Source organism: Aureimonas flava (assembly GCF_003583935.1).
Classification (GTDB): Bacteria; Pseudomonadota; Alphaproteobacteria; order Rhizobiales; family Rhizobiaceae; genus Aureimonas; species Aureimonas flava.
In genome coordinates, this window is sequence record NZ_QYRN01000001.1 from 341,660 (window position 1) to 353,237 (window position 11,578).

12 protein-coding genes and 1 tRNA gene are annotated in these 11,578 nt (G+C 69.0%); 11 read left to right on the forward strand and 2 right to left on the reverse strand.

Features of this window, described 5'->3' with window-relative positions; all coding sequences use genetic code 11:
• Positions 1–74: 74 nt before the first annotated feature.
• Genes D3218_RS01695 through D3218_RS01745 form a run of 9 tightly spaced genes read left to right on the forward strand, consistent with a single transcriptional unit; the run spans position 75 to position 8,777 of the window.
• Positions 75–311 (forward strand): hypothetical protein, encoded by a 237-nt coding sequence (locus tag D3218_RS01695; RefSeq protein WP_119538155.1) that lies wholly within the window; start codon positions 75–77, stop codon positions 309–311.
• Positions 311–2,722 carry a phage tail tip lysozyme gene (locus D3218_RS19900; RefSeq protein ID WP_119538156.1) on the forward strand — a complete coding sequence of 804 codons (2,412 nt, stop codon included), beginning with the start codon at positions 311–313 and terminating at the stop codon, positions 2,720–2,722. The genes D3218_RS01695 and D3218_RS19900 overlap by 1 nt, the downstream gene beginning before the upstream one ends.
• A 6-nt stretch (positions 2,723–2,728) precedes the next feature.
• Positions 2,729–5,902: a hypothetical protein gene (locus tag D3218_RS19465; RefSeq protein ID WP_136625041.1), complete on the forward strand. Its 3,174-nt coding sequence runs from the start codon at positions 2,729–2,731 to the stop codon at positions 5,900–5,902.
• 9 nt (positions 5,903–5,911) lie between these two features.
• Positions 5,912–6,268: a hypothetical protein gene (locus D3218_RS01720; RefSeq protein WP_119538160.1), complete on the forward strand. Its 357-nt coding sequence runs from the start codon at positions 5,912–5,914 to the stop codon at positions 6,266–6,268.
• 12 nt (positions 6,269–6,280) lie between these two features.
• Complete coding sequence (locus D3218_RS01725) at positions 6,281–6,535, forward strand: hypothetical protein (protein ID WP_119538161.1); 255 nt, start codon at positions 6,281–6,283, stop codon at positions 6,533–6,535.
• A 9-nt stretch (positions 6,536–6,544) separates the two neighbouring features.
• The gene (locus D3218_RS01730; RefSeq protein WP_119538162.1) at positions 6,545–6,814 is read left to right on the forward strand and encodes a hypothetical protein; all 270 of its coding nucleotides are present in this window, start codon (positions 6,545–6,547) and stop codon (positions 6,812–6,814) included.
• On the forward strand, positions 6,811–7,044 hold the full coding sequence (locus D3218_RS01735) for a hypothetical protein (protein WP_119538163.1): 234 nt from the start codon (positions 6,811–6,813) through the stop codon (positions 7,042–7,044). Before D3218_RS01730 ends, D3218_RS01735 begins: the two co-directional genes overlap by 4 nt.
• A gap of 21 nt (positions 7,045–7,065) precedes the next feature.
• Positions 7,066–7,518: a hypothetical protein gene (locus D3218_RS01740; protein ID WP_119538164.1), complete on the forward strand. Its 453-nt coding sequence runs from the start codon at positions 7,066–7,068 to the stop codon at positions 7,516–7,518.
• A 2-nt stretch (positions 7,519–7,520) separates the two neighbouring features.
• The gene (locus D3218_RS01745; protein WP_136625042.1) at positions 7,521–8,777 is read left to right on the forward strand and encodes a phosphoadenosine phosphosulfate reductase family protein; all 1,257 of its coding nucleotides are present in this window, start codon (positions 7,521–7,523) and stop codon (positions 8,775–8,777) included.
• Between the two features lie 25 nt (positions 8,778–8,802).
• On the opposite strand, the gene D3218_RS01750 is transcribed toward D3218_RS01745, so the two are convergent.
• The gene (locus D3218_RS01750; protein WP_119538166.1) at positions 8,803–9,075 is read right to left on the reverse strand and encodes a hypothetical protein; all 273 of its coding nucleotides are present in this window, start codon (positions 9,073–9,075) and stop codon (positions 8,803–8,805) included.
• Positions 9,076–9,205: 130 nt separating this feature from the next.
• Between D3218_RS01750 and D3218_RS01755 the strand changes: the two genes are divergently transcribed.
• Positions 9,206–9,682 carry a hypothetical protein gene (locus tag D3218_RS01755; protein ID WP_119538167.1) on the forward strand — a complete coding sequence of 159 codons (477 nt, stop codon included), beginning with the start codon at positions 9,206–9,208 and terminating at the stop codon, positions 9,680–9,682.
• A gap of 123 nt (positions 9,683–9,805) precedes the next feature.
• Here the strand turns inward: D3218_RS01755 and D3218_RS01760 are convergent.
• A tRNA-Ser gene (locus tag D3218_RS01760) sits at positions 9,806–9,895 on the reverse strand.
• A gap of 211 nt (positions 9,896–10,106) precedes the next feature.
• Here D3218_RS01760 and D3218_RS01765 point away from each other — a divergent pair.
• Positions 10,107–11,468, forward strand: a complete 1,362-nt coding sequence (locus D3218_RS01765) for a LysM peptidoglycan-binding domain-containing protein (protein WP_119538168.1) — start codon at positions 10,107–10,109, stop codon at positions 11,466–11,468.
• Positions 11,469–11,578 lie beyond the last annotated feature (110 nt).

Here is an 11,578-nt window from a genome sequence, read left to right on the forward strand (position 1 = left end):
GTCCGGACGTGTCCACTGAACATGATTCGCAACGTGTGGTCGAATGCTCCTCAATCGAAAGAGGAGAACCGCCCGTGTCCCGAACAGTCCCGCTGTTTCTAAGCGGTGCAAAGGTCGAAGAAGGCTTCCGCTCGGCCTTATTCGATGCAGCTAACCGCGCCGGTATCACCCCCAACGAGTTCGCCATCGTCGCCGCCGCCGAGAAGTTGGCGCGCTGCGGGCGCACCTTCCCCGGCATCTTCCGCAAAGGCGATTTCGAGATGGTCGGCTTCAATCCCGCGCAGGGCACGCAGGTTGGGGGTGCTGTCTGATGGCGCTCCCCCAGTTCATCTTCGGTGGCGACACGGGCATGACGCCCGCGCAGTTGAAGAAAAACCGCGCCATCGCCGAAGCTCTCAGGGAAGGCGCATCCCGCGCCCCTCGCAACGTCGGCGAGGGCATCTCAGCCATCGGGCAGGCGCTCGCCTACCGGATCCGCGAGGGGCAGAATGACAAGGCCGAGAAGGCGCTCGGCGAGAAGCAGCGTGAGATTTCGGGCACGCTCGGCCAAGAGTATGCGGCGGCTCTCGCTGGTGGCGGTTCGGACTTCGGCGCGGGCGCTGGTTTCGGTTCGGCCACCGGCCCCATTGGCGACGCCTCGACGGCCATCCCTGCGGGCGAGCGCGCCACCTACATCCGCTCCGGTCTCGTGTCGCGCGGACTGCCCGAGCATGTCGCGGACGGCTTCCTCGCGAATTTCGAAGATGAGAGCGGCCTTGATCCTGGCATCAACGAGCGCAACCCGACCGTGCCCGGCTCGCGTGGTGGCTTCGGGCTGTATCAGCTCACCGGCCCCCGTCGCGACGCATACGAGGGCTTTGCCGCCAGCCGTGGCGTCGATCCCTCGGACATCGACACGCAGTTGGACTTCATGGTCGGCGAGCTGGGCGTCGGTGAGGGGGCGAAGGAAGCGCCGTGGTACGGGTCGGAAGGCAAGGCCGCGCGCAGCATCATGGCCGCGCCCGACACGGCCGGCGCCGCTCAGGCCATCGTGAACAACTTCCTGCGGCCGGCGCCCGAGCACCGGTCCTCACGGGCGGCGAAGTATGCCCGTCTCGCGGGCGCGGCGGCTCCGGTTCAGGTCGCTTCGCTCGACCGGGCCGCCGGTATGTCGTCCGTGCCAGAGTTCGGGGCCGAGGACGTCGCGGCGCTCGAGGCGCGCCCGAAAGACCCTCGCGCAGTGCCGTACCAGGGCCCCGGAGCGACGATCGACCCGCGCGACGTGGAGCGGTTCCAGCCCGGAAACGTGCTCGCTGCGCCGGGCTCGATGTCGCCCGAGGATCAGCGGCTCTATGACGAGCGCATTCGCGGGCGCGGTGCCCAACCGGACCCGGCCGGAACCGTTCCGTATGCCGGCCCCGGTGCCCGCATCGACGACCCGAACGCTATGCAGGGTGGCAGGCAGCCGCCGCAGCGCGCGGACCCGCCCGGCACGAAGAACATGGCAGTCGCGCGCGCGCTCGGCATCCAACCGCAGCCGTTCACCCCTCCATCCATGTCGGCCGTTGCCTCCGCGCTCAATGGCCGGCCGGTGCCCACGCCGACGCCGCGCCCCGAACAGATGGCCGATGCGCAGCCCGGCGCCGATCCGTCGCAGGGCGGCGACCCGTGGGCCGGAATGCGCCCGCAGGACATCGCGCGGCAGAGCGGCGCGCTTCAGGTGGCGCAGGCCAACGCGAGCCAGCCGTCGCCCTTCGACGTCGCGCGCGCCAACGGCCAGACCATCGAGACCGACGCCCCGACGTACATGGGCCGGTCGGTCGATACCTTTGACCCGCAAGTCCTCATCGGCGTGTTGCAAAACGAGTATGCCAGCCCCGACCAGAAGGCCATGGCGCAGGACATTCTCCAGTTGCAGATGAGGCGCCAGCAGACGACCCAGGCGCAGCAGTACGACATGCGCAAGACGCTGGAGGGCCGGGCCTATGAGGAACAGAAGGCCGCCCGCGAGCGCGCCGCCGGGAACGAGGACTATCTGACCCGGAAGAAAATCGACCTCCAGTTTCAGAAGCCCGAGGGCGTCGATTGGCAGGAGCTGCCCAACGGCGACTATGGGTATTTCGACCCGCAGAAGCGCCAGTTCACCAAGCTCGGCAACGCGCCCAAGCCTGCCTCTAGCGGGATAACGATCGGGCCGGATGGGACGGTTCAGATCGGCGGCGGCCCGAAGCTACCGGCCAACTTCATGCCGGACCCGGAAAACCCTGGTGCCGTGAAGCCCATCCCCGGCGGCCCTGGCGAACAGCTTCCGGCCGAACTGGCGGGCCGCATCGCCATCGCCGATAGCTTCCTGGGGCAGGCCGGCGCTCTTCGCGAGCAGCTTGCAGCCGGCGGCGCAACCGGCCTGCTCGATCGCTTCCAGGCAGGAAACAACGCATCGAGCGATCAGGCCGGGATCTATCGGCAGCTCCAATCCGGTGCCGACGCGCTTCAGCGCCTCCTCACTGGCGCCGGCATGACGGAGAGCGAAGCCGCGATCTACGCCGGCCGCTATCTGCCGGGTTACACGGACAGCGCCGAGAGCGCGGTCGCGAAGCTCGACCAGATGACGCGCGAAATCGAGAACGCCCGCGCCGCCGCCCTGCGTGGGCGAGGCGGCATCGGTGCGGACGTCACGCCCAATGGGGCCAATGCGCCCAAGGGTGCCGCCGCCGACTACAAGACGAAATACGGGCTGGAGTGAACGACGATGGCGGACCTCGACCTCGCCCGCGTGAAGCGCAACGTCGCCAAGATGGCAGGCATGAATGCCCCCATGGAGGACATCGACGGCTATATCGCATCGGAGGGCACGACCGTTGACGCGGTGCGCGCCTTCAGGCACGGCGCCACATCCCAGCCCGGCCAGTTCGCCGGCCCGGCCATGAACGCCACGGCCGGCATGAACGAAGCGATCTATGGGACGCTCGGTGCCCCGGTGGATCTGATGCGCGGCGGCATGAACCTCGCGGTTCGCGGCTTCAATGCCGTGACGGGTTCCGAAGTGCCGACGATCCCCGAGAACAGTTTCGGCGGGTCGCGATCCATCGGCGAGGCCATGGGCAGCATTCGGCCCGAGCTCGACCCCACGAACACCGTGGCGGCTGATGCCGGCGACCGCGTGGCCCGTGGCGTCGGCCAAGGCGTCGCGGGGACGGTCCTGCCGGCCGCCATTGTCGGCGGCGCCGCGCGGGCTGGCGCGATCGGACCCCAGGCGGCCGAGATGGGCGCACAGGTCTTCGGGCGGTCGAACAGCGTCCGCAACGTCGGCGCCGAGGCATTGACGGGCGCGGCGGCCGGCGCTGGGTCCGCGACCGCCGCCGAGTTCACGCCCGAGCAGTATCGCAGCATTGGCAGCTTCGCGGGCGGCCTTGCTGGTGGCGGCATCGGCGCGGCTCTCACCGGCATTCCTGCGCTTGTGCGGCAGGGTGCCAGCGCCGCCGGCCGCTATCTCGAGCCCTTCACCGAGGGCGGGCGCGAGCGGATGGCGGGTCGCGCCTTGCGTAATGGCGCGACCGATCCGCAGGCTGCGATTGACGCTATCGAGACGGCGCCTCGCGACCTCGTGCCTGGCTCGCAGCCGACGACGTTCCAGTTGACCGGCGACATGGGCCTGGGTGCGATGGAGCGCGGATCGCAGGCGCGATACCCCGCCGAATTCGGGCAGCGCCGCGCCGACCAGAACCAAGCCCGTGTCACCGCCCTTGAGGGCATCCAGCCCGGCGGCGCCCCGGAGAAGGTGGCGCAATCCGTCCGATCTTTCCTCCAGCAGATCGAGGACGAGGCCGAGGCAACGGTGGGCGCCGCGACCGAGCGGGCACGAACTGGCGCGACCGGCCTCGGTGTGGGAGCGCAGGCGGACGAGGCGGGCGCGGCCATGCGTGCGAACCTCGAAAGCGCCCGCGCCGCCGCCAAGGCCCGCGAGAACGCCCTGTATGCCGCCGTCGATCCCAGCGGCACGATGACGCTCGGCCTGGCGAACACCCGGAAGAGCGCGCAGGGCATCGCTGAGGAAATGTCCCCCTTGGCGCAGCCGCTCAGCGAGACCGAGCGCCAGATCTATGGGGCCATCGGGCAGGCGGGAGAGGCCGTGCCGCTCCGCGCGATGCGAGACCTTCAATCGAACCTGAAGGCGGCCATGCGCGCCGAACGCTCGACAAACGGCGAGAGCCCTGCCTATCGTCGCCTGTCGATCGTCTCGGCCGGCATCGCGAAAGACTTTGACGACGCGGTGGCTGGGAAGGTCGCACAAGAGGCGCAGGCAGTGGCGCGCGGCGAGATCCGCGCCGAAGATACGATCGAAGCTGCAATGCTTCGACAGCGTGAGGAATGGGTTGCAGGACGACAGGCAACAGCAGGCACCCAAGCCCGAGCGTCTGGGGCTGATAGTGCAGCGGGTTTTGGAGCCCCTGGACTTGGCCGATCGACCTCTGTTCCTTCAGCACTTGGAGGCCAAGGCCAAGCAGGAGGGCGACTTCCAGACCCTTCGGGCGATCCGCGACTACAGGTCGATGGCGCAGCCACATTCGACGGAGCCGCCCAAGAGCGCTTGAGGGCTGCGAACGCTGCCACGCGCGAGCGTGCCGAGACCTTCGACAATCCGCTTCTCGCCCCGCTCCGCCGCAAGTCCGCTACCGAGCTTCCGAACGCCACCGTTGCGCGCCGCATCTTCTCGGGGTCGTCTGAAAGCTTCGAAGCCGTTCAGACCTTCCGCCGCGCGGTCGGCGATGCGGAGGCGACTGCGACCCTCACGCCATACGCAGTGGGGCAGGCCCGTCGCGCCGCGCTGAACGAAGACGGCACGTTCGACCCGGCGAAGCTCGACCGATGGCGCCGGCAGCACGCCGACGCCTTGCGCGCGATGCCCGAGCTCGGCACGCGCCTCGGCGACGTCAACCGGCTGTCCGACACCCTGGCCGAGACGGTCGCGACCGAGCGTCAGAGGGTGGAAACGGCGCAGAAGGGCGCGCTCGGCCGCTTCATCGGCAACGAGAACCCCGACGAAGTGTCGAAGACGATCGGCGGCCTTCTCACCCGGCAGGACGGCGCCCGCCAGCTCGCCGAGATCCGCCGTGCGATCGGCAACGATCCCGAGGCGCTAGAGGGCCTGCGCAAGGCGGCGGCCGACTTCATCACGGGCCGGCTGATCGGGAACACGGAGGTCGGCACGTCCGGCCAGGCTGGCATCCGCGTCGAGCAATATCAGAACTTCATCCGTCAGAACGCGGAGGCGCTTCGGACCATCTTCTCGGATGCCGAGATCCTGTCCATGGAGGGCATCGCCGCCGATATGCAGCGCGCCGGTCGGTCCATCTCGGCCGTGAAGACCCCCGGAACGCCCGGCACCGCGCAAGACCTCATGGCGGCGCAGGGCGATGACAGCCCCGTGTCGATCCTGGCGAAGATTGTCGGCGCCTCTGCAACGACGGGCGGCAGCGTCACGGCGGTCGGCGGCCCGGTCGCCGGCACCATCGCAGGCGTCGGCACGCTGTTTGGCGCTGCCCTGCGCGAGAACGGCATCCGCCGCGTCGAGGACTTGGTGAAGGACGCGCTTCTCAATCCCGATCGCGCGGCGGCGCTGATGAGCGGCGTACGGCCCAGTAAGCCCGAGCGCGAGACCGCCATCGCACGGCGCTACCGCGCTTCCGTCGCGGCGTCTGGTGCGATGGCTTTGCCGGGAGACGATGAGGACGCGCCGCCGCCTCGCAGCGAGCGCCGATCCAGTCTGACCCGCGAAATGCGGATCATGGCAGCCTTGCAGGGGCAGGCGCCAACGGCCCGTAGCGAGACGGTCGCGGAAGCTCTGTTGGCCGGGCGTCGGCGGTCGCCGGCCGAACCCGCAACCCCCAACGCGGTGGCGCGCGCTCTGCGGGCGAGGGCATAGGAGGGCATCATGAACGACAACCCCGCGACGCCCTCGGCCGTCTACGTCGGCAAGCTGCTGGACCGTCTCATCAAGGGGCTGGACGGCCCGTCCGAGCCCGAGCGCGCGATCGGCCTCCTGTCCGCGCTTGTCGGCTCCCGCTGCGAGACAACCGCGGACCTCCTGGCCCTTGTCGCGCATGGCAACGACCTCGTGCGCCAAGCGTGCCTCCTGCTGGAGGACGAAGACATGCCGATCGACCAAGGCGAGGTCTCGCGTTTCCTCCTGTGGTCGATCCTCATCAACGCCCGTGTGCTCGATGCGCTGGAGGGCGCAACGGGGCTGCCCGCATCCGGCTTCCTCGGCACCGGCCCGACGATCAACTGACGGGAGCACCCCATGAGCTTCATTTTCGACGCGAACGAGACGCCCGAGCAGGCCGCCAAGCGCCGGCAGATAGGCATGGACGCCCTCCGGGCTGGTGCAACTCGCCAGCCCCAAAACATGGGCGAGGGCATGTCCGCCGTGGCCCAGGCTCTTGCCTATCGATCGATGCAGAACAGCCAAGCCAAGGCCGCCGCCGATCCGTGGTCGAGCATGCGCCAGCCAGCCGGCGCGGGGTTCTTCGCCCGCCTCGGCGGCATGTTTCGATAGGAGGACATCATGAACAACATCGCCCGCAGGCTCCGCCGTCTCGAAGACGAACAGGGCGGAGATAGCCGGATCCTCGTCGTGTTTTCAGGCGGAGCGACCACGCAGGAGGTCCACGACATGCTGCGGCGGGATCACGGCATCACGGTAAGCCCCCGCGACGAGCTCGTTCACTTCGCCACCATCTACGAGGATGAGGACGGAAACCCGGATCCGAACCCCGCGCCGCCGCGGTATGTGCCGACGCGCGAGGTCGGCGACTTTAGCCGGGGGCGTCGATGAGCGCTCTCCTGCGCCGTGTCCGCAGGCTGGAGCGGGAGCACGAACCGAAGACCGGACGACTGATCGTAATCGGTTCTCCCTACACGTTGGCCGAGGAAGCCCGCGAGGCTTTCCTCCAGCGCGAGGGCATCCGGGTCGCGGACGCGGATCTCGTCATCTGGGTTCTCAGCTTTGTGACAGCGCCCGGGCCGGTGATGCCTCGCCTGATCCGCAACACGCCACTGGCTTGAAAACAATCAAGAGGAAATCAAGTGTCGCAGCACGGCGGGCCCCGGCAGGGGGCAGGACGGAAGAAGGGCAGCGTCAGCGTCCGGTCGGTCGAGACCATCGCGGCTTCCCTGCCGAATGGTGTGTCTCCGGTCGAGTACATGCTGGGCGTCCTGCACGATCCGGCATCGGATGAGAAGTCGAAGGCTTGGGCCGCTGAGAAGGCCGCACCGTTCGTCCATCCGAAGCCCGCGCCAGCGCAACGGCTGGTGAAGATCGAGCTTCCGGCGACGGACACAGCGGAAGGGGTTTCTGCCGCGCTGGGCAAGCTCATTCAGGCCGTCGCGACCGGGGATCTCGCGCCGAGCGAGGCGCAGAGCGTTGCTGCGTTGATCGAAGCGCAGCGCAAGGCCATCGAGACGAACGACGTCCTCGCACGGCTCGACGCGCTTGAGGAAGCGCAGCGTCGGCCCGGCGGTCCCAAGCTGGTGGCTTGAGCATGGACACGCTTGTCGCCCACAACCAACGGGCCGCCGAGGCTCGCGATATGCTGGCCCACATCTTTGCCCGTCATGACCGCGTGTTCCTCGCCTTCTCGGGCGGCAAGGAAAGCCTCGCCCTCGCTCGCCTCTGCGATCCATGGGCCGGACGCTTCCGCCTCCTTTGGGCCAACACGGGGTACGCCTTCCCGCACGTCGAGGCACTGATCCGCTCCTATGGCGAGCGCTACGGGCTTGACGAAAGGCGGTCGGACCTCATCGCCAACTGGAAGGCGAACGGCTTGCCGTCGAACGTCGTGCCGATCCCGAACGCCCTCGGCGGCGGCCTGCATGCGGAGCCGAAGCTCCAGGCGTGGCCCGCCTGCTGCGGCGCGCTGCGCTCGGCGCCGATGCTGGATATGCTCCAGGCCGAGACGGCGCCCGTGGCAGTGATCCACGGCCAGCGGCATGAGGACCGGACGCCAGGTCTCGGGATGTCGGGGTGGCCCGTGCCCGAATGCGTCGAGGTCGTCGCGCCGCTCGCGGACTGGAGCAGGGCCGACGTCCTGGCGTTCCTCGAGCATGAAGGCGTGGACCTTCCGGCGCACTATGCTGACGTCCCCGATAGCCTCGACTGCTGGCTCTGCCCGTCCGCGTTCGGCGAGGCGAAGGGGCCGGCCCGAGCGGCCTACATGCGCAAAGCCTATCCCGAAATGCTCGAGGTGGTAATGCCGGGCGTGCGGCGGACCCGTGAAGCCGTCGCGGCCGTGGTCGGCACCATCGGCATGTCGGTCGAGAGCGCCCAGCCCCCGCGGGACGAGCTGCGCCCCGTCGCCCAGCATCCCGATCGGCTGGGGGATTGCGTCATTGCCGCGCTGGCGACGATCCTCGGCCGCACCTATCCCGAGACGGCAACGCTCCTCGGCTTTCCCTGCGATCCTGCGACCGGGCACCCTGTCGGCCTGCACAAGGCCGGCGTGCCTATCACCATGCTCGCCGCCCCGCTTCTCGCCGCCGGCATCCCGTCCACGATCATCGTCTCAGATGAGTTCGCCGCGCGCGTCGGCGATGTGCCCGGCGTCGGGCTCGCTCGGGACCGGCTGCACCAGATGCTTCGCGGCCGGCGTGCGGTGGTGATGATCGAAGAGCGCCACGATGACGGCTTCGAGATGCACGCGCTCGGCTGGGTTGGCGATCGGCTATACGACTGCCGACCGCCGGCACCGAACGAGCGCCCGATCGATGGGGTAGAGATCCTGGCCGCCGTTGTCATGTGAGGGCGGCCAGGAGGATCGCACCCCGCTACCGCCTGAAGCGGTTCATGATGCGCGCGATCCAACGAGCGACAGCGGCGCGATGCGCGTGCCGATCGAACCCCGGCTCGCGCGCAGGATCGAGCGTGTAGGCGATCATCTGCGCCAAGGCGGACAAGGCAGCGCACATGGCGCCGTTGCGCCCCGCTTCGAGAGCGGTCGCGGGCTCAAGCCCGTCGAGGGCGCTGAAGCACCACAGGAGGGCCGCCACCGCCGCGAGGACGATGGCGAGGAGGGCGGAAATCAGACGGACCTTCTTCATGGCAAAGTCTCCTGTGCCGGGTTGGCACGAAAAGAAGGCCCGAGAACCTGGCAACCCATCATAGGGCATGCATTCACAAGTTCGTGAGTGCTGCGGTTCGTGCTAGGCCGGGGAACGGGAGGGAGAGGGAATGGCGAAGGCGAAGCGCGGACGGCCTCGGAAGCAGCCTCCTCCAGAGGCGTACTACGTCATCGAAATCACGAGCTGGGAATGGCGGTATTGGATCAACGGAGCGCGCCACAGCTTCGACATGACCGCAGTCGTCGAGAACCGCGACATCATCATCCACGGCATCGTGCGCGGCCCGAAGCTCGGGAAGGTAACGAAGGCGGAGGTCCACCTCGAACCAGGTTGGAAGCTCGAAGAGGTGAAGCAGCCTAGGGATGGTGAGGAGATTCTGATCGGCTCGATCTGGATGACGACGGGTGTCTTCCAGGCCATGCAGCGGATTACGAACGAGGCAGCCGCGTCGATCCTCCAGATGCTAATCGCGGACAAGATCCGGTTCGCGTGCGTGACGACCACCCCGCTCCACTACCGCACGGGCGAGATGCGGCGCCTCACCTTGCAAATGGAACTGGGCGAAGACGAGGACGTCGAACCATAGCGGTCGGCGCCCTCAAGGCACCTTTCGAAAGTGCAGCGAACCGACGGAGTGGGGAAAGAAGTGGGGAAGGATCACAAGCCAGCTCGTATTAATCAATGAGAACAGAGGCTTGGCACGAAGTCGTGGCGGAGAGGATGGGATTCGAACCCACGATACCGTTCCCGGTATACTCCCTTAGCAGGGGAGCGCCTTCGACCACTCGGCCACCTCTCCGACGCGGTTTCGAGTATCGGAAGCCTCCGCAATGTTCAAGGGGCAAACGCCGCACATGCGGGAGGCGCGCATGGGGCGGCGCTTCCGCTCGGTACCATAGGTCGCCTATGTCATCTCATTCAAGTTGCAAGGCTAATCGGATTGTGGCAGGGCGTCGCGCGCGATAGGGTCCTGCTTGTCTGGACCTTGAACACGAAGGAGCCGCCACGCGATGATCAGACGGAAGGGCCCGATCCTGGCGGCCGCGGTGATCGCGGCCTTCGCCCTCGGCTGGTATCGCGGGCTCTTCGGGGTGGACGAGGCGAGCGCCCCAGCCGTGCCGGCGACGGCGCCGACGCTGGAGACGGCCGCGACCCGGACCGAGCCCGCCCCGGTGGCCGGGCCCGATGGCGGCGCGGCGCCGGAAGCGTCGGGGACGCGGGACGCCTCCACGCCCGACACGCGCGCGACGCCCGGCTTCGACGTGGTGCGGGTGGAGCCCGACGGGTCCGCCGTGATCGCCGGCAAGGGGGCCGCCAACGAGGCGATCAGCCTGACGGACGGGACCCGGACTCTCGGCGAGGCACGCACGGATGCCAACGGCGATTTCGTGATGACCCTTTCGCTGCCCCAGGGCAGCCACCGGCTGCAGCTCGCGCAGCGCGACGACGTGGTGTCCGACGATGCGGCGGTTGTGAACGTGCCGCCCAAGGGCCGGGCCGACCAACTCCTGGTGATGGTGCAGCGGCCGGGCGAGGCGAGCGAGATTCTTCGACGGCCGGAGGAGCAGGGCTCCGCCGCGACGGTGGCGGATGCCGATCCGGCACCCACGGCGGACGCGCCGTCCGTTCGGCCCGAACCGGACACGGAGGTCGTGGCGGCCACTCCCGCGCCGCCGGCCACGGAGGCGCCGCGCGACGCCGCGTCGTCGCCGGCCGGGCTGTCGGTCGAGGCCGTCGAGATCGAGGGCGACCGGCTGTTCGTCGCGGGTTCGGCCAAGACCGGCTCCACGGTGCGCATCTATCTGGACGATCGGCCGGTGGCGGAAACCCGCAGCGGCGCGGGCGATCGGTTCATCGCCAGCGCGCGGGCGGACGTGTCCGTCGGGGACCATACGATCCGCGCGGACACCGTGGAGGGCGGCAGTCGCGTCGTCGGGCGGGTCGAGGTGCCGTTCCGGCGCCCTGACGCTCCGTCCATGGCGGCGATCGCCGCGCCGCGCGACACGACGCCGGCTCCCGCTCCCGCTCCCGCGGCCGCTCCGGCGGCGCCGAGCGAAACGGCAGCGGTCTCGCAAGGTGCGCCCGCGCCCGGCGAGCGCGCCGCGACCGGCACTGCCGCGACGCCGGCCACCCCGGGCATGGAACCGGAGGCCGTTCGCCAGGCTCCGCTGCAGGCCGCGGCGTCGCGGGTCATCATCCGGCGGGGCGATACGCTCTGGCGGATCTCGCGCGACACCTATGGCCTGGGCAGCCGCTACACGGTGATCTACCTCGCCAACGGCGACCAGATCCGCGACCCGAACCGGATCTATCCCGGTCAGGTGTTCCGCATGCCGGACGGCGAGCCGCCGGACGCGCCGCCGCGCGGCTGACCGCCGCCGATCGAGGTCGCGCGCCCGGTCCCCGCGAGGAGCGGGGTGGCCCTTCACGGCTCGGAGAGTTAGAAGCGCTCCAAATGGGCGGGTGGCCGACGAGCGGGCCC